This is a genomic window from Cellulosilyticum sp. I15G10I2, assembly GCF_900095725.1.
GTDB lineage: Bacteria > Bacillota > Clostridia > Lachnospirales > Cellulosilyticaceae > FMMP01.
In genome coordinates, this window is record NZ_FMMP01000009.1 from 468485 (window position 1) to 488327 (window position 19843).

15 protein-coding genes are annotated in these 19843 nt (G+C 35.5%); 2 read left to right on the plus strand and 13 right to left on the minus strand.

Features of this window, described 5'->3' with window-relative positions:
* Positions 1-45 precede the first annotated feature (45 nt).
* The 4 genes from BN3326_RS10780 to BN3326_RS10795 all read right to left on the minus strand — a co-directional run bounded on the left by BN3326_RS10780 (position 46) and on the right by BN3326_RS10795 (position 6349).
* Positions 46-1392, minus strand: a complete 1347-nt coding sequence (locus tag BN3326_RS10780) for an extracellular solute-binding protein (RefSeq protein WP_069999223.1) — start codon at positions 1390-1392, stop codon at positions 46-48.
* 116 nt (positions 1393-1508) lie between these two features.
* The gene (locus BN3326_RS10785; protein WP_069999225.1) at positions 1509-3107 is read right to left on the minus strand and encodes a response regulator; all 1599 of its coding nucleotides are present in this window, start codon (positions 3105-3107) and stop codon (positions 1509-1511) included.
* Between the two features lie 3 nt (positions 3108-3110).
* A complete protein-coding gene (locus BN3326_RS10790) occupies positions 3111-4931 on the minus strand; it encodes a cache domain-containing sensor histidine kinase (RefSeq protein WP_069999227.1) in 1821 nt (606 codons plus the stop codon).
* Between the two features lie 332 nt (positions 4932-5263).
* Entirely contained in the window at positions 5264-6349 is a 1086-nt protein-coding gene (locus BN3326_RS10795; RefSeq protein WP_069999229.1) for an AraC family transcriptional regulator, read from the minus strand.
* Between BN3326_RS10795 and BN3326_RS10800 the strand changes: the two genes are divergently transcribed.
* Positions 6333-7553, plus strand: coding sequence for a glycoside hydrolase family 130 protein (locus BN3326_RS10800; protein WP_069999230.1), 1221 nt, complete (start codon positions 6333-6335; stop codon positions 7551-7553). The two genes, BN3326_RS10795 and BN3326_RS10800, sit on opposite strands and share 17 nt — an antisense overlap.
* A gap of 481 nt (positions 7554-8034) precedes the next feature.
* Here the strand turns inward: BN3326_RS10800 and BN3326_RS10805 are convergent, their stop codons facing one another.
* From BN3326_RS10805 to BN3326_RS10825, 5 genes are all read right to left on the minus strand, one after another.
* Positions 8035-8778: a hypothetical protein gene (locus BN3326_RS10805; protein WP_069999232.1), complete on the minus strand. Its 744-nt coding sequence runs from the start codon at positions 8776-8778 to the stop codon at positions 8035-8037.
* A gap of 566 nt (positions 8779-9344) precedes the next feature.
* Positions 9345-9935, minus strand: coding sequence for a hypothetical protein (locus BN3326_RS10810; RefSeq protein WP_069999234.1), 591 nt, complete (start codon positions 9933-9935; stop codon positions 9345-9347).
* 635 nt (positions 9936-10570) lie between these two features.
* Positions 10571-11050, minus strand: coding sequence for a 23S rRNA (pseudouridine(1915)-N(3))-methyltransferase RlmH (gene rlmH, locus BN3326_RS10815; protein WP_069999236.1), 480 nt, complete (start codon positions 11048-11050; stop codon positions 10571-10573).
* Positions 11051-11173: 123 nt separating this feature from the next.
* Positions 11174-12757 (minus strand): sensor histidine kinase, encoded by a 1584-nt coding sequence (locus BN3326_RS10820; RefSeq protein WP_069999238.1) that lies wholly within the window; start codon positions 12755-12757, stop codon positions 11174-11176.
* Positions 12758-12968: 211 nt separating this feature from the next.
* A complete protein-coding gene (locus tag BN3326_RS10825) occupies positions 12969-15011 on the minus strand; it encodes a methyl-accepting chemotaxis protein (protein ID WP_069999239.1) in 2043 nt (680 codons plus the stop codon).
* A gap of 339 nt (positions 15012-15350) precedes the next feature.
* Between BN3326_RS10825 and BN3326_RS21995 the strand changes: the two genes are divergently transcribed.
* Positions 15351-15491, plus strand: coding sequence for a hypothetical protein (locus BN3326_RS21995; protein ID WP_171903815.1), 141 nt, complete (start codon positions 15351-15353; stop codon positions 15489-15491).
* 82 nt (positions 15492-15573) lie between these two features.
* Here the strand turns inward: BN3326_RS21995 and BN3326_RS10830 are convergent, their stop codons facing one another.
* The 4 genes from BN3326_RS10830 to BN3326_RS10845 all read right to left on the minus strand — a co-directional run bounded on the left by BN3326_RS10830 (position 15574) and on the right by BN3326_RS10845 (position 19809).
* The gene (locus tag BN3326_RS10830) at positions 15574-16854 is read right to left on the minus strand and encodes a UDP-N-acetylglucosamine 1-carboxyvinyltransferase (protein WP_069999240.1); all 1281 of its coding nucleotides are present in this window, start codon (positions 16852-16854) and stop codon (positions 15574-15576) included.
* An 88-nt stretch (positions 16855-16942) separates the two neighbouring features.
* Positions 16943-17830, minus strand: coding sequence for a two-component system regulatory protein YycI (yycI, locus tag BN3326_RS10835; protein WP_069999242.1), 888 nt, complete (start codon positions 17828-17830; stop codon positions 16943-16945).
* A gap of 54 nt (positions 17831-17884) precedes the next feature.
* A complete protein-coding gene (locus BN3326_RS10840; RefSeq protein ID WP_069999244.1) occupies positions 17885-19249 on the minus strand; it encodes a hypothetical protein in 1365 nt (454 codons plus the stop codon).
* A gap of 11 nt (positions 19250-19260) precedes the next feature.
* Positions 19261-19809, minus strand: a complete 549-nt coding sequence (locus BN3326_RS10845; protein WP_069999246.1) for a hypothetical protein — start codon at positions 19807-19809, stop codon at positions 19261-19263.
* Positions 19810-19843: the final 34 nt, after the last annotated feature.

A 19843-nucleotide genomic window follows, 5' to 3' on the forward strand; every position in this document is an offset into this window, starting at 1 on the left:
ATTCTTTACTCACATGCTTTATCCTAAAATAATTTGACTAGCTTATTACTGTGCACCTTTTACTTTGGCCATCTCTTGACTAAATACTTCTGGCGTAATTTTCTTAGCCAATAATTGTGCAATAAGGTCTTTGTGTACTTCTGAAGATTCAGCTGGAAGAATATTATCCCACCATTTAATAAATGATGTAGCTGTTGACATTAACTCAGCTGCTTGTTTTGTAAGAGGAATAAGAGAAGAGGTATCTAAACCTGTAGTATCCCAACATGGAAGTCCTGAATTTGCAAGATAAGTTCCTTGATCCATTTTTTCGCTTAAATAAATCAAAAATTCGGCTGCTTCTTTAGGATGTTTTGTGTTGGCATTAATGTAGTAACCATCTACACCTCCGCCATAGAACTCAGTTACATTTCCTGCGCCATCTTCAAATATTGGAAATGGTACTGCAACAACTTTTCCGCTGGTTGCTGCACTTGGATCTTCAATAGCAGCATTTACCCAGTTTGCTTGGAACAACATCGCACCTTTTCCTTGTGTAAATGCACCGATCATTTCATCATAACTCATACTAAACATACTATCATTAAATGCGCCTGCATCAACAAGCTCCTGCATTTTTCTAGCTGCTTCTACAAATTCAGGTGAATCAAATTTTGCAGGGTCTTTCATTGCCGCCATGCTCGCTTCATTTCCAGCCTGACGCATAGCGATAATATCAAACCAATACATACCTGGCCATCTGTCTTTTTCTCCAAGAACAATAGGAGTAATATTAGCTGCCTTTAACTTTGCCACTGCCTCTAACAACTCATTATATGTAGTAGGTATTTTAGCTCCTGCTTTTTCAAATAATTCTGTATTGCAATATAAGCTGGCGATAAATGTGGTAGAAGGCAGACTATATGTTTTGCCATCAAATACACAACCATTAATTGTCCCTGGAACTAATTTAGACTTAATATCATCTGTAAGGTATTCATCAATTGCTAACATATTCCCAGCTTTAACATAAGGTTCTACGAAACTTCCGCCCCACATATAGCTTAAATCAGGTCCTTCATTTGCTGCTATTGCTGTTTTGATCTTGGTCTTATATTGTTCTCCAGTAACACCATCTTCTTCAACGATAACATTAGGATTTGCCGCATTCCATTCTGCTATGGCATCTTTAATCAATTTTGAAGCTGGATCAGTCTCTGCAACAGATTGATGCCATACTGTCAGCTTAATAGGTTCGGATGCTGGTTTTTCATCCGTCGCCTTTTCGCTTACAGTCTGATTACTTGCATCCCCCGATGAACTAGTACTTTCAGATTGTGCGCATCCTGCTGAAGATGCCATCATTGTCCCTAAAAGTAGCACGGATAAAAGCTTCATAACTGTTTTTTTCATATTATTTCCCCCTACCGATTATTTTTATTTCTCTTATATTCTAAATAAAAAACAGCTTACTCTCCATTCAATATCCACACATAAACATTCAAAAATCAATCATTTTTATGCAATAATTATATTTTCCTAAATTCATTGATTGAAAATCCTGTATATTTTTTAAATAAGATACTAAAATAGTGTGAATCTCTTATCCCTACTTCTTCACCAACTTGATAGCCTTTTAAATGGGTCTCTCTTAAAAGCTTTTCGGCTTTTTTCATTCTAACTTCTGTAAGATATTCAACAAACGTCTGTGACGTCTGCTGTTTAAATAACCGTCCTAAATGCCCCGAACTGATATAAAAGGTTTTTGCTACACCAGAAAGAGAAATTTCTGGGTTATTCATGTTAGCCTTTAAATAATCTTTTACCTCTTCAATGAGTGTATAAGCTTTATTGTTATTTGTCTGCTCTATAATCCCTGTGATACTGCCTATAAATTCACGCATATATCCTTTGAGTTCCGGAAGGTTGTCCACCTTTAAAATTAAATCATTGATTCCTATATCATGCTGCCATATCTCATCCATATTCAGCTTTTGTTCACTGATAATATGCTGACCTATTGAAAAAATATCAAAGGCCTCAAGCCGCATCTTGGTCATTATCTCTTTGTCATAACAACCAGGTACATTAAATAACTGATCTAAGATCATAAGCGCACTTTCTTTGGCTCCTGCATGCATAAATACGTTCAGTTTTTCCATTTTATTTCTATCACTAGCATATGATTGACTGCTCATGCCCCCAATATCCTGATAGCTTATCACCTGATTTTTACCAACAAATACCGTGCAGCTGAGTGCATCTATTGCTTCTTTATAAGAACACTTAATATACTCTAATCCATTTCGCCTTGTACCTATACCAATACCCACAAAACATTTTAACCGGGTTATAATCATTCCTTTTAATATCTCGCAGCATTCTATAAGCTCTATCTTGTCATTGTTAGATAAAATGACAATTCTTCTGCGATTGTCTAAAAATACCAAGATGTGGGCATCTGATTTGAAAAAGCTCTTGATAGCGTTAGTACACTCTATTGAAAGTAAAATTTTGCTTTCTTCCTTTTGTTCATTCTTTATAGAACTGCTTAATTCAACTACGGCAACTTGAAAACTATTGTATGCACTATTAATAGGAATTTTAAAATAATCAATCTTCTCGGTGATTTCTTCTAAACTAAGGTCTTCTGATAATAGTTCGCTTAAAAATTTTTCTCTTAAGATAGGCAGGCTTTCTGCAAGTTGCTCTTTTAACTTATTATATTCTTTAATATGTAATCTTTCGGCCAGGATTTTTTCCTTTAGCTGAGCGAGGGTTTTCATAAGTTCATCTGAGTTAATAGGCTTCAAAATAAAATCTGCTATACCCAATTTGATACTGCTTCTTGCATACTCAAATTCATCATAACCTGTTATAACAACTATTTTAATATGGGGATACTTTTCAAAAACTATCCTGCTGAATTCTATCCCATCCATTGAGGGCATGCAAATATCTGTAAATATAATATCTGGAACTAATTTGTCTATCTGTTCTAAAGCCTCCTTTGCTGATCCTGCCTCTCCGACCGCTTTCATTCCCAGCTCGTCCCACTTAATCTTTATTTTAATAAGATTTCTAATAAGATGCTCATCATCTACTATAAGTACCTTCAGTATCTCCACCCTTTAGTCCTCCTCTTCGTTGTCATTATGAACGTATAATATAATCTCTGTCCCTTCGTGCGGTTTGCTTTTGATTTCAAATGCATTTTTGCCATTATAAATAATACGTATTCTTTCTAGTGTTCCTTTTAATCCAAAACTTCCCGTGCCTTCTCCCAGCTTACTATTAATAATAGCATCAAGTTGTTCCGGCTTTATACCTACGCCGTCATCTTGTACCCAAAGCCTTACCACGCCCTCTTGTTTATCTGCCCCCACCGTTATTATCCCATTTCTATTAAGTGGTCTGATGCCATGATACAACGCATTCTCCACAAGTGGCTGCAAAATGAGCTTGGGTACCTTATAGTCTAAGCACTCTGTATTAATATCGTATTTAACAGTAAATAAATCAGGATATCTTACCTGTTGTATTTTAAGATAGTTTTTAACCATATTGATTTCTTCCCCAATGGTTATGATTTCTTTACCCTTACTGACACTGGCCCTATAATAATTGCCGAGTGCTTCAACTAAAGAGCTGGCCTCCTCCGTACACTCAGAAAGAACTAGGGAATTGATGGAATCAAGCGTATTGTATAGAAAATGTGGTTTAATCTGAGCCTGCAGCGTATAGAGCTCTGTTTTTCTAATAATCTTTTGTTCTTCAATGACCCGGCCAATTAATTTTTTTATTTCCATAATCATGATATTATAGCCCTTGCAGAGCCTCTTAAATTCACGACTTTGTGTTTTTACCTGTACTTCATTAAATACCCCTTTTTCTACATCCTTCATTGAATTGAGCAAGTCCTTAATAGGGGTTGTAATCAAACGTGATATGCTCACTGCACTTATAAATAATACAATACTATTAAATAATATAATGACAAATCCTACTAAACTCATCACAGCGTTTTCTTCGAAGAGCTTCGCAAATGGCATAATACTTACAAGCTTCCAGTTATACTTATTTTCTGAAACATAGGAAACAAGATACTCTGTTTGATCGATTTTTTTCATCTTAGTCGCCGAGGTTGTATCTAACCATTCATTTGCTGCCTGAATAACTTGACTTTCAAAATCAATAAACTTATCTTGTTCTACTTGTTTAGCCTCTATTTTCCCAGTATTAAAGTTACTAATAATGACCTCATTGTGTTCGTTTAAAATGACCACATTATTTTCTTTTTTTCCTGCTAGGCTGCTAAACGCCTGACTAAATGCTTTTTCTGGGATATTGATGACTAATATACCAAGTGTGTCTGTAGTGTCCATATCTCTAATAAGACGAATAAGCGAAACATAGTTGTCCTGAGTGTTATGAAACGCTATCCCCCCTCCGTTAAGCCTTAAAATGTATCCGCCCTTCTTTTGTACCACTTCCTTATACCACTCTGCATATTTGATTTGGTCAGATTGGAGCGTTGGCAATATTTGAGCGCCCACAGAATAAATATTATTTGTATTATCAAATACATAAACCGACTTAATTAAAGGTATTGCTTGAATAAATTTATATAAATAATTACTTACTTTTGATTGCACATTTAAATCCGAATAAACATTCCCCTTGCGAAGTAAATTTTGAAGGTCACTGTCAGAGAGAATCATCTTAGAGTAACTGTCTACATTATTAATCATTAGGTTAATATTGGATTGAATAGAATTTAAGGTTTGAATAGAAACTTCGCTTACCTTCTTATGGGTAATATCTAAGTAAATTTTATTAAACATCCAGCTGCTCAAACAAGTTGAGACAACAATTAACCCAAAATAAAACATAGAAATTTTCAACCCTATACTTAAGTTGTAGAACTTGTGTTTTATCTTTTCTGACAGCATAGTCCATCCCCTTTTCTCACAAATACACCCTAATCTTCATCCAGTATTCAAAATACTACAACTCTATTATACCAACTTAAAGTTTATTATTACCACCTAAAAATTAAAGTTCCTAAAAGACAAAAATAGGTCTCTTAGGAACTTTATAAGTTAAAATACTACAACATCCATAAATACTTCCGCAAGCCCCTGATTGAGATCATTCTCCTCTGTCAAGTCAAGTACTGGATAGCCATCAATAGGAGGTTCTTTATTATGCAAGTTTTAAAACATCTTTTTAGTCATAATTAAACACTGCACCTCAATTTTATGTATAGGGGGATGTTATAAACTTATTTATGGCTGCTACGGTATTTGCCCGGAGGGGTTCCATAGTATTCCTTAAATGCTTTGTTGAAATAGCTCTGACTTGAAAAACCTGTTTTAAAAGCTATATCTTGTATGAGCAGGTCCGTACTTAGAAGGAGATGTTTTGACTGCTCTAGCCTGCTCGCAAACAACTTTTCCTTAAAGCTCATAGCATAGTATTCCTGCAGGATGCGGTTCAGTTGTCGGATACTTGTGCCAATAGCACATGCCAACTCCTTTCTAGATAAGGGCCTATCTATGTGTTCAAAATATTTGTCTATGATATACCTTCTAGAATCGTTCAATATTTTCTTAGGAATGGAATAGGTTGACTTTTCCTTGGGACTGTAACAGCGAAGAGCGTTTAATATAATTTGCGAAATGAGGTTTTGAATATAGGTGTAATGCCCTACACGTTGATTTTCCATCTCTGAAATAAGCTTCTCAAATAACTCAGTTGTAGAAAACTTATCTTTTCCGAACCAAAAATTTGTGCTAAGAAGCCGGTTAAGAATGTCATCAATTTCTTCTTGTAAATATAATTTATTTTTGGTGCGAGGCTGCTTTTTCACTTCGAATTCAAAATTGATACAGTATTCACCCATAGGATTCTGCTGTTCTGCTTTTTGGTCATGGAACACACCGGGTCCAGTAAGGTAAAAGATACCGGGTTCAATATCGTACAGCTTATTGGATACCCTCAGTAGACCTCTGCCATAAGGTATAAAGTGCAGTTCATAGCTGCTGTGGGAATGGTTGCCGTAACCCCATCCTGGAATAGGTGCCTCATAGTTGATACAGAAGACGTTAATGATAATGTTTCCTAAAGGAATTTTGATATCCAGATCAATGTTATGCTGTGTTGTTTGTTTCATAGGTTCGCTCCTTAGAAATGATAAATCAATCATATAAAACATATTCTGCATTGTTGTGCCTTTTCCTTTAAATTTTGGGCCATAAATAAAAAACAATGTCCCAATTACTGATATTCTATTTGGCGGAATAGATTTATCATTTTTATAACAATCAAATTGTAAAAGGAGCAGTAAACTTATGAAACCAACATTCACTTATTCCCCCGAACCAGCTTTAGAGCCCAGAGAGAGCTGCCCCTGGGCTAATACCATGGTGCTTAATCCTGCCATTGTCAAAGACCCAGAAACAAAAAGCCTCCATATGCTTTTCCGTTCCACCGGACCTTGGCCTCACAAAAGGATGAAAGGCAGCAGGCTTGACCCTTATCCGATCTTTTTAGGATATGCCAAAAGTGAGGATTTGGGTAAAACCTGGGAGGCTGATTTTTCCAAGCTCGCATTAGCACCGGCAATGGCATACGAACCCGATAAAATTTATATTACTGATGATGAAGGCAATCGGGTAGTTAACTATAGCAATGGCTGTATAGAAGATCCAAGAATTTTTGAAGTAGAAGGACAATTATACGTGTCAGCAGCATGTCGTATGTTCCCACCTGGACCGTACTGGAAGAAGGATGAGGTAGGAGGAATAGAAATTCGGTTTGAAAACATGCCCGCCTGGGCCAGAAAACAAGGAAATCATTTTGGAAAGGCTGCTTATAAAAATGATACTACTACGGTTCTTTTTAAGCTAGATTTAGAGAATCTAAAAAACAAAGACTATGAAAATGCCTTTTCCTATGTCTGTAATTTGACAGATCCTAATGTGGATGACAACAGGGATGTATTCCTATTCTCAGAAAAAATGATGATCGATGGAAAGCTTCAGTACGTGATGCTCCACCGGCCTCACAATCCTGAATATTTTGAAGCAGGAAAAGGATATCCCAACCCCTCTATGATGCTGGCAGCAGCTGAAAATATAAAGGATTTGGCTACTTCGAAGGCTACCCATAAGTTCTTAGCAGCAGGCATGTTTGATTGGGAAAAGGAGCGGATCGGTGCCAGTTGGGCTCCTATAAAGTTGGGAGATGGAGAGTGGCTTTTGCAATATCATGGTAAGACCTATCCGGGGTATGGTTATACCCAGTCCTTTATGATTTTGAAGGAGAAAGAAAATGACTTCCCTGAAATTATTCATCGGTGCTCTGATAGGCTCATGTATGCGCAGCAGAAATGGGAGATGCCGGATAAATTCATTTGCCCCTGTCTATTTGCGACGGGAGGCGTTGTAGTGGATGATACACTTATCATCAGCTATGGCGCTGCAGATCAAAAGGTGGGTATTTCTTGGGTGAATTTTAAGGATGTAGTAGAGTACGTGAGACTATTTAACAGAGATGGTAATAAGTTTTAGAAGAAATATTAATAAATCAAACATCTCACTTTAGGAATGCTTAGTAGTTACCAGCTACTAAGCATTCCTATATATATCACTTATTTATGGTATGGTTCACCGTATCGTTGTATCGGCGGTTTTTACACCTATCAATCTAGCAAGCAAGGACCGTCGCCTTCTCAAACCCTTAATTTCAAATTCCGAATCACCTATATGTGACAATGACAATCGAACTTGTGTCATAGCTACAGTATAGCCTCAACGGGGAGAAATCATTAGTATTAGTTTATGGTGGTGCAGGTAACGCGTGAGAGTTCTGAATGGAACGTAGTAAAATGAAGAATCTTTAAAATGGCTTAAATTCTTAGATTCTTCGCTAAGCCCAGGAGGACAATCCAAACTACACAGCATATTATTCGACTTTTTCAGTGGCCTCGAAACATCCCCAAGTCTTCTTTCAGGAATTATTCAGTTCATTTTTTAGCAGCTAAATTTCCTTTTATAATCCAGCCTCAAACTTAGCTTCATCATAACCATAGTAATATGTATTGTCCACCGTCACATAATGTTTATCATTATGTATTATTACGTGTATCACTTTGATTACTTTGCCATTTCGTTCATATGACCACTTGAAATGCTTTGTACCTACTGTATGAGTATAATAAGTACCATCATCTTTTGAGGATGGTTCCCCTAAAATCTGTATAACCTCGTACTCTGACAAGTCATGCCTTCCATTAGATAAACCTGTGGCTTTTAAATTCATAATCCTATTTTCTCGTATTAATTTGTCCTGCTCCATTTCATAAGCCGAATGATCATATATAACCTCGTTATTAGAGAATATTTTATCCATTCTATATCTATATTTACTGTTGCCAGCATCAACATAAATAGTATAAATTCCTATTGGCACTCTATACTTTTTGATTCCTGGAAACTCAATTTGATTAATTGAAAGGCGACTAAATTCTCTAGTAATCATCTTTTCCACGTCTTTAAAGAATCTTACCTTGCCTTGCTCGTCCATATCATAGTATACACCATTTACTTTAATATAAAACTCTAGTCCCTCCTGCTTAAGTTTGCCTTCTTCAATTACCTCGTGTTCTCTCATAATATTACTTACAATTTCGCTAATACCTCTTTGATAAACATAGTTTCTCAAAAATCCTATAATAATTAAGGACAGAACACAAAAACTGATCATTACCAAGTCCTTTCTCTTTAACTTTTTCACATAATCCTCCATAACTTCACTCAATTTTTAGATTCAAATCAATATTTCCGTGATTTATGATACTATTTAACCTCAATAATCCTATATATAACTATCCCCCCTTCTATTAAAGCTTGGAGATACCTTTTATTCAGTTTTCCTGAACTTAAGCATATCCCCGGAGGCCTTTATCTATGAAAATACTGGTATGACTGATATAGGATTATCTACGTTGGACAACAGCTAGTCATTCCATAATACTATACTGGACCCTATAAAATTACCAAGGATAAACCCATATTAAAGATAACATGGACTTACCCTTTTAATTTACAAGCTTATTAAGAAAACTATAGCAGATTATTTTTTATATGTTAAGTTGACCCTTGTAGATAAACTAGGCTTCTACAAATCGATTTCTGCCATGAGCAGGCAAAAAGATTTCTTTTCTATAGTTCCCTGACTATATAATATAATAGATCGAAACCCTTCTGTTTGATTTTATTTCGTATGTTTTCTACAACAATACTGACCTCAACTAAAAAATATTAATAATCTTATATAAGTACCTATTCTGATTAATCAGTCTATATATCAATATTTCCCTTTGATTTAATAATAAAGGATGAGAAAACTACAAATATTATTAGCCCAATTATAAACCCTAATCTAGTCATGAAGTCTCCTCCTTCACCAGGCCCAAACCATGATGTTCTTGAAAAAACACTATAAGCTACTATCAGAATCCCTATAAGACCACCGAGTCCTAAGCCTAGAACCATAGATAAAATAAAGGTTAGTAACCCTTCTAAGAAAGTAAATTTTTTTAGGCTTTTTATTTCTTTCTCTCTTTTATCCGGAGTGTCTAAATGATAATAAAATTTGTCGGGAACTTTTCCCCATTTACCAAATCCATAGTAAATTTCGCCATATTCTATGTATCTATTTTTTCTTTGCTCTTTATTCGGAATAGGAAACCCATCATTCGCTTGATAGTCATTGTAGCTATAATACTCTAATATATAGTATATTATAGATGCCTGAGGCATGCTTTGCATCTTCGGTTCTGATGATGCATACGCCCCGTTACCTTGAGACTTATTTATACTTCTAACTACCTCTGTAGCAAACCTATGTGAAAAGCTTCTAGCCCCCCATTTAATGGGATGTCTTCGCATGTCCTTCACCCCGTCTAGTCAGATTTTTATTTCGTAATGATTATTTTTATCTTTATTCTTATTATTTCTACAAAACTCTCTAAATTCCTTCTTATTTTAATACAATGCATACCTAGACCTGAATTATTCATGATAATTCATTAAATAGTGCTTCACACTCCGAAATTACAGCATTTTTAATTATTTTTTCTTTCACCTAAAAATTGAAGATCAAACAATAGAAAAATATTCTAACTTTGATAGAATGAATTCACCACAAACCATCCACAAAAAGGAAAAACTCTTTATGTTTAGTTTATGTGTACTTCAATCAATGGTTAGCAAGTAATTTCAGTATTCGGAAGCTGCCTGTGGAGTGTTTCGTTAAGAAAATCTTACTGGTTTTTTCAAACGGTATTTAGCTCGCACTGTTTGAACGAAGTGAGTTTGCGGCGTTCGTTTGAAAAAACCAGTTAGATTTTTAGAAACGCGCAACTGAGCAGCTGGAGAATGCTGAATTTATTTGCGGATTCACCCGATACACAAAAGAACTAATTTATACAGTTCCTTTACTTATGATACGGTACCGTACCACAACACCCCAATTAATCATTCTAGACTTCACTATTATCAAGGCCTACAAGACCAAACCTCCCCTATTTATGGTAAGGTTCCCCATTATTAATCCGAAAACACCTATAAATCTGCTCCAGCAAAATAACCCTTACAAGCTGATGCGGGAAGGTCATCTTTGAAAAACTGATTTTCTCATCTGCTCTTTTTAAAACACCATCAGATAAGCCCAGAGACCCTCCTATAATGAATACGATATGACTTTTGCCCCTTACACCTAAATCTGCAATCTGATCCGCCAGCCCCTCTGAACTATACATCTTGCCTTCTATCGCTAGAGCTATCACATAAGCGCCTTCTTTAACATGCTTGAGGATAGCCTCTCCTTCTTTATTTTTAATCTCGAGCTCTTGTTTCTCACTTAACCTTTCTGGTGCCTTTTCATCAGGAACTTCTTTTATATCAAGCTTACAATATTTCGACAGCCTCTTTACATATTCTGAAACTGCTGCTGCTAAATACTTTTCTTTGAGTTTACCTACACAAATGATATCTATTTTCATACTGTCTCTCCTCTAACTGTCCTATCTCTCTACCCTCTATCATAAGGCAAAGAACTCCCTCTGTAAACGCACCAGACTTATAAAACTGAATAACTATAGTGCCCTGACACCATGAGTTATTCTTTAACCGCAGTGACTAATAGAATAGATATCTGAAAACTCTACACTGATGCGTTCAATATGGTCTTGTTTTGTAGTCGTGCTGTATTGCACTTCCTGGCTTTCAGTCAGCCTGAACGGCAAATGTATGATAAACGTTGTCCCTATCCCCTTTTTACTTGCAAATTTGATTGTTCCCCCGTGCATTTCAACAAGAGATTTTACAAGGCTCAGTCCTATTCCACTGCCCTCATGCTTTCTTGTAAACATCTCATCTACTTGATAAAATCTGTTAAAAACTTGACTCTGTTTATCATCCGGCATACCATTTCCTGTATCCTCAACTTTAATGCATAACCCATTATCCTTATTATGGACATTAACAAATATAACGCCGCCTTTCGGCGTGAATTTTACAGCATTTGAAAGCAAGTTTAATAAAATTCTCTCTATCTTCTCATCATCACAAGCCATTATTTTTTCTTCTATATCTGTATCAAATATAAGTTTGATACCCTTATTTTCAATATACTCAGATACAGAGAGCGTGATTTCTTCAATAACACTTATGATATTGCAGTTTTTAAGATGTAGCTTGAAGGCCTTAGCATCAATTTTAGAAATATCTATGAGATTATTTACAAGCTTTAATAATCTATAACAGTTTTGTTTCATAATAGCTACACTTCGTACCACCTTTTCCTTACTACGCATATACTCTTCATCACCAGTATATAAATCCATTAATTGTACAGAACCTAAAATGACATTAAGCGGTGTGCGCAGTTCATGAGAAATATTAGAGAAAAACTCTGTTTTTATTTGATCATTTTCTAATAATTGCTTGATCATTTGCTTATTGTCTAAGATGATCTGCTTAAGCAGGCCAGTCTCCTTTTTCTCTGTAACATCTGTCATAACGCTTACTATTCCGATAGGTAGTTCATTCTCATCCTTAAAGATAGATTTATTAAAAACAATATTTCTTAAGCTACCATCAACAAATCTAACAACGTCTTCATAAGTTTGATCACCTAGATCTTCAGCAAGCTTTAAATCCATTTTTTCATATATACTAGCTAATTGAGACTCCTCTAAATCATATACAGTTTTACCCACGCCTTCACTGCCACTTATGCCTAAAATGTCTTCTAAAGCACGATTATAGTGTATGTATTTGAAATTTAAGTCTTTGAAAAAAATAGGGCTTGGAATACTATCCATTAAACCTTTAAATAATATCAGTTCTTTCTTCAGATCTGTTTCCACTTTCTTTCTTTTTTCTATCTCATGTTCTAACTCCTGATTCCTATTTTTAAGACTCCGTGTAAGATTTCCAAAATAAAATGCAGTTATATAATATAATGAAGAGCCTAAAAGTGCGTTGACCATTGCTCTTTTATAATCTACATTTATATTAAAAATGAGGTTGCCAGAAGCCAATATTATGCACAGTGTAGCGGTAGCCAGACCCGCTTTTAGGCTTATTTTTGTACTGCTTATTATTATAAAAGTAACACCTAAAATTCCTTTAACTGATAACGGAATAAAAGGTAATAAATAGACAGTAAATATCAGCAGATAAAATAAAAAATAATATTTTTTCATAATATTCCCCTTTTTTAGTTAATCCCACTTAATATTACCATAGTATATTCAACTTGCACATAACTTTCGTTAGCGACTTTCGACACCAAAATATGTCTTGATGTCTTATTTTTTACTTATATATCTACTAAGAGTCCATATAATTTTTATTACTGTAATACACAAGGGACAGTTATTTAAATAACTGTCCCCTAAATGTCCTCTATTTATTTTAATACTTAAATAGTGCAATACCTTCTTGCATTTCTTCTGCCAGTTGTGCCAGTGACTTACAGGCATTAGCGATTTCTTCCATTGCTGCCGTCTGCTCTTCTACAGATGCTGAGGCCTCCTGGGTGCCTGCTGCATTTTCTTCTGATATAGCCGCCAGGTTTTCTATAATACTTACAAATTGATTTTTCTTTTGCTCCATATGTTTTACTGAAGTGCTGGATTTATCAACCACTGTCTTTATTTCTTCTACTGTATTAGCAATTCCCTCATATTTATCACTGCTGTTATCAACATACTGTACTTGTTCATCAAGTATTGCTGCTACATTTTCCATTGTTACAACGGCACTCGTTGAGTTGGTCTGCAGACTTACAATAACCTCATCTATTTCTTTTACAGAATCTGTAGATTGCTCGGCTAGTTTCTTAATCTCTTCTGCCACAACGGCAAAGCCTCGGCCTGCTTCACCTGCTCTTGCGGCTTCAATGGCAGCATTAAGCGCTAATAGATTAGTCTGCGCTGCTATATTATTAATGATCTTAGTAGCCGTTCCTATCTTTTCAACACTATTATTTGTTTGTAAAATAACCTCATGTACCGACTTAATCGCACTGCTAGTTTCACTTGTTTTATTTGTCAACTGCTTGATGACATCTATTCCTTCATCTTTTAGCATTCTTAAGGTGCCTATTTTTTTGTTTATGGCTATCATATCTTTTAAATCTTCTTCAATAATTTCACTTAATTCAGTCGCAGCCATTGCTCCTTTTTCAGTATCCTTTGCTTGGTCGTTTGCACCTTTAGCCATTTCTTCAATGGTCTTAGCTACTTCGTTTGCAGCTATGGCTGATTGGCTACTTGTGGAGGTTAATTGCTGTGAGGCAGAAGCCAGCTGCCCAGAAGTATTGGCTATTTTTTGAATCATTTCCTTAATAGACTCTTGCATAGTTTTTATCGCACGCGCAATCTCTCCAAGTTCATCCTGTGCATGAAGGTATTTTTCTGGAATTTGCGCTGTAAAGTCTCCGGAAGCAGTTGTATTTAGATATTCCTTCGTTACATTAAGTGTCTTTACTACATAATTACACTTTTTAAAGAGTATGTATCCTAATACAGTAAAGATTAATAAGCCTAATAAACTTACCAAAATATAGTTTTGGCGTACGGCAGAGTTCATCATTGCCATGGAAAGACCTACATTGATCGCTCCAATATGCTCGCCACCAATCACCACAGGCATTAAAACATCATATACCATAACTTTTTCAGCTTCATAAAAGTACTCTGATGTATAGGGTTTGCCATCTACTGCTGCCATTTTACTGCCTTCATCTGTAAGAGTGATACCTATTCTGTCTCTATTGCTATGGGCAATAGCCTGTAAATCTTTATCTATAAAAAGTGCATAGACTACATTATTATCCTGTGCTGACTTCTCAACAATATTTTGGTAACTGAGCTGATCAGATAATGCTTGTATTTTATTAGCTATAATTCCCACCTGAATAATCTCGCCCTTTGGACTTTTTAAATAGCCGTACTTATAATAGTCCTCGCTGGATAAACTTTTTCGAATATTCTCCATTAATTCCGGTTCATTCTCTCTTAAAATGATTTGAACAAAATGGTCTTCCGGCGCGATCCAACCTAGGTTATCCTTTGGAAAATTTGAAAATATGACTTTTCCATCGGTATTAAATACATTGATTTCATCAGCATCCAAATCCTTGCCAATCTGTATCAGTAGTTCATCCGTTAAATAGTCCTGCTGTGTAATAATACTCCTTCCCACAGCTCTGATATTATCTTCTATCATTTCATTAACTGTTCTTGATGAAAGCGTAGAAATTTCTATTTGGTGCGCTACCTGATTAACTATTTCTAATCCATCTTCTCTCATTTGCTCAAGCATACTGTTTCTTATCAAATAGGAAGATACGCCCCCTATACCCAAAACAGCAATAAATACAAGAATTAATGGGATGACGATCAAATTTGTCCGTATGGACTGTTTTGTTCTTTTTAACTTTAAATCTTTCATGCTTTCCCTCCTTATTATAGTAATATTTTCTATTTTCAGTCACTATATTTTAGTCATTATATTTTATCTCAACCAGTTGATTATAATTGTAGCACCATTAGTTTGTCAATATTTATCTTATTATGGAATATTTTATGTAATTTTGTTATTTAATATAAAATTACTATCACATCACCTAGCGCCTGTTATTTACTATTATTTTTGGTAATTAATCCTCTTAAACCACTATTACTTTACATAAATAAATAATAATTATGTCAATTTGCAATGTATATTTTTATAATTTCTACATACACTAAAGGCGAATATAATTCTTACAACTATTCAGGAGGCTATACGATGCACAAAAAATGTAAAGATGCGAATGATAATGCGTGGGCAGCATCTCACAATCTCGAATCAAACAACCAGTCAAATAATAATTCAAAAACAAAAAAATCCGATAAAGATAACGAATGGGTATCAACTAATAAAAACTAATGCAATGTAAAAAGAGGCTACTCAAAAAGTTTAATAAACTTTTTAAGTAGCCTCTTTTTACTATTTATTTTTAGCCTTCTTATTAACAGTCTTCTTCTGTGACTTTACTAGGTCTTCTTTGTATATCTGCACCGAGGGCTGCTAGTTTTTTTTCTATGGTCTCGTAGCCTCTGTCAATATATTTGACATTTGTAATAACGGTCTCGCCGCCTTCTGCTCTTAGCCCTGCTATGATCATTGCAGCTCCCGCACGCAGGTCTGTTGCTGCAAGCTTTGCACAACTAAGCGTAGATACACCTTCTACCACGGCCATACGTCCATCCACTTTAATATTGGCGCCAGTACGTGTTAATTCATCAACGTATTGAAAACGATTATCCCAGACACCTTCTATGATTGTACTTGTTCCTTTAGCTACACTAAGGAGTACTGCCATCTGTGGCTGAAGATCTGTCGGAAAGCCAGGATGAGGCAGGGTCTTAACATTAGTGGCCTTTAAGATCTCTGGTGCGATGACTCTTACATAATCATCCCCCTCTTCGATCTCAATACCCATCTCTATCATCTTAAGACTTACTGAATACATATGCTCTGGAATAATATTACGTACATAAACATCGCCCCCAGTAATAGCAGCGGCCATCATATAGGTCCCAGCTTCAATCTGATCTGGGATTGCTGAATACTTGCCGCCTGAGAGTCTTTCAACGCCTTTAATACGGATCACATCTGTCCCTGCGCCCTTAACCTCTGCCCCCATCATATTCAAGAAGTTGGCAACATCTACCACGTGAGGTTCTTTGGCTGCATTTTCGATAAGGGTCGTCCCTTCTGCAAGTACGGCTGCAAGCATAATATTAATCGTCGCCCCCACACTTACTACGTCTAGATATATCTTTGTACCCACAAGTCTGTCTGCATAAGCTTTAATCATGCCATGTTCTATAACAACCTTTGCGCCTAATGCTTCAAAGCCTTTAATATGTTGATCTATAGGTCTAACCCCGAAGTTACAGCCTCCAGGCATGGCAACTTCAGCTTTTTTAAATCTACCCAAAAGTGCACCTATTAAATAATAGGATGCTCTTATATTCCCTATATAATCTTGAGTTGCATTATAATCATAAACAGTAGAAGCATCTACTTTAAGGGTATGCGCGTCAATAAACTCAGTAACTGCACCCAATCCTTCCATGGCTTCTTTTACTTTTATAACATCATCTATATAAGGTAAGTTTTCTATTTCACTAATACCATCTACTAAAAGAGCCGCTGGCAAAATAGCTACTGCCGCATTTTTAGCTCCATTAATGGTTACATCTCCAATAAGGCGTTTACCACCACGTATACACAACTCGCTCAACCTGAACACCTCTTAATAATTATTTATAATCATCCCACATACTTGATACCACATTATATTATAGCATTAAACCCTTCAAATAAAAAGTTTATTTTATTTCTTTGTTAGTATAAGCATTAACAAATAACGGCTCATTTAAACCATCGATTGAAATCTTATACGTGGGTACAATCTCCTGCTGCAGAATATCCATCCCTTCTGCATTAAGTGCGTGGTATCCTAATACGATGTTGGTAATGCGAACTGGTTTTTCAAGATCTAAATTATCTTCAATGCCAAATAAAACGATATCTATAGGATAAATAGTATATCTTGTATTAATAATTCTTAATGATTCAATGTTGGCCATATGCATAAACGCCTCTATTATCCCGTCCTTAGCAATATGAAACGTAATATAACTATCAAAAATAGGAATGTTTTCAAATCGAGGATAATAAATCAGCACAGTCTCTTCTTCTTGGCTTATAACCTCAACAAAGGCGTTCTTAAAAACTTTCTTAAGTCCCGCCTTGTGAATAAATCGCCAGCTCATACTTTTAGCCGCTCTTAACTTGATGGGTTGATCCGCTCTAATATTTGCATTGCGGTAAGTAATATTATCTCCTGCAAAAGTAATAGAGGTGCCATTTCTCGTATAGATTCTATTAGGCTTCTTATTACTATTGCTGCTATTTTCAGTGGAAATAAGAATATCTTCAAGATTTGGAGAAAGAAGCGACTTAACGATTTGTTCCCTGGCTTCTGTGGTGCTTTCCGGAATAATAATGGCCCCTTTTCTCTGAGGAATAAAAACTCTAGGGAGCGGCACATCAATGCTGATATCTCTGCTACTTAATATGGATGTAATATTAGTTATTCTGTCTCTACCTAGCACATAAGACGTTGTAATTCTAATAACATTCATCATTAGTAATAAGATATTAATTGCCAAAAACACTTGTATCAGCCTCGTTAATACCTTGCCCGCATTCATCCGCCACGCCTCCTTATCCTCATCTTATACCTTTAATATAACAAGTTAATCCCCCTATGGATAATACCAACGCCCTTCATAACACACCAGCCAATTAAACTTTAATTTTCCTTCGGTCATATCCATAATATAGCGGCACTGCAGCGCATCTAACTGCCCCGCATTATATTTATCTTTAAGATAGCGCTCATACATACTATCTATAATTTCATCAAAACCTCGTGATACCTTGTCCGTTACCAAGGCTGCGCCATCATAAACGTCTATATCAAGAATGCTCCATTTTCCTCTTACCACTTGATTATTTTTTATAGTGATTTCAAGTATATTATCAAGACCTAGTTCCTCTTTAACTTGATGGGTCAGATGTACACTAAAGCCCTTATACTTATAATTAAACTTATACGTATAAGCTTCTCCATGGTTTACTATCTCACTTAAGTAAATGCCTTCTTTTAGAAACTCCGGTATCCCCCGACAGTCTTCTATAAACTCCATCACCGCAATAAGCCTCTCAATTCTAGATAATCTTGTTTCCTGGCTTGCTGATGTAATATTAAATTCCAGCGTTCCTTCAGGCTCATATTTTACAATAGCCCCTATATTTTCACTAAAAATAACACTCCCATTTTCTTTTTCATCCACAGCCTTAAGTAGAGGATTTGAAAAAAAAGAATTGACATAGCCTTCTAAAAGCTCTATTTTTTCTTTTCCCTCTTGGGCTTCTATTGGATTACTTACCTTGAGTATTTCATACGTAATAGGATTTTCCTTTGTAATAAAGGGCAAAAAACTATTGCCTTTTATATATTGCCTCTTATTAGAAGTGATACTTGGCTGATAGCCTATAAGCTCCCTTGTAATATCCGGATCATTAAACCGTTCTACCATCTTTTGGTGTCCCTGAAGTCTCTTATAGATAATAATTTTATATATGCTCTGTAAATCATCCGTAATAAAATAAAGATTTGTCTTATGATCATTATAAACGCTCATATCTATAAAAACCTGTTGCATCGCAAGATCATCTTGTATTCTATCCATGCCGCTTCCCACAAGTTCTTGGAGATTAATCCCAAGGTCATACTCGTAAAGTATACCTTGCCGGCTTAAAAGATCTTCGTACGTTATAGAAGCCTCTTTTTCTAGTTTGATATTTTTTTTATTTGCGGCTATGAGATTTGTAAACTCCTCAATAAGCACATTGTATTCTCTTTTGCTTTCTTCTATTTTATAGGCAAGTTTACCGGTGCTGACCCACATTGTCTTTGGCTGAACTAAAATCATATTATGTAGCGTGGCATTTTTGCCTAAAAAATTATGGCCTGACATATCGCCAAGCCATAACGTTACCATTTGCCCTATACATAATACAATAAGCATTGCCAATACTGCAATTTTTATGATACTTTTTCTCATTTTATCACCTGTTACTTTAAGGCATTTGTTTTGATTGTACTGGTTAATCCTGCATCTTTAGTGCCTGCATAAACACGCATGTTCTTAAGAAGTTCTTTTGTTTCTTCAGATTCTCTTGTAATATAAAAAATCATCTGTAGTTTATCTTTTTTGTCTTTTTCATTCGTATAAGTTAATACCACTTTATTTTCACCTTCAAGAAGCTCTATAAGCTGATTAAAAGTTTCTGTAATCCCTACAGTATTAAGCGTGTAGCTGGTTACATTTTTAGAAAGTGATAGGTTATCTGTTTTTGTATTGTAAACTTCTATTACGATATCTGTACCTTGTTTGGTCTCCCCCATAATATTCATCTTACTTTCAAAGGTGGAGGTACTCGCTTTTGCAAGTTCGGAGATTCGCACATATTTATCTTCACTTACGATAATATCAACTTTTTTGTCATTCTTAATAACTGTCTCTACTTTTACGTTAGATTCATCTGAAGCATAAATTGTCCCGCTAAATAAGCCAATACTTACAAAAGCAAAAAACATTATAAGATATTTTGATATTTTCACTTGGTCGAATCCCCCTTTCCTTATAGATATATTA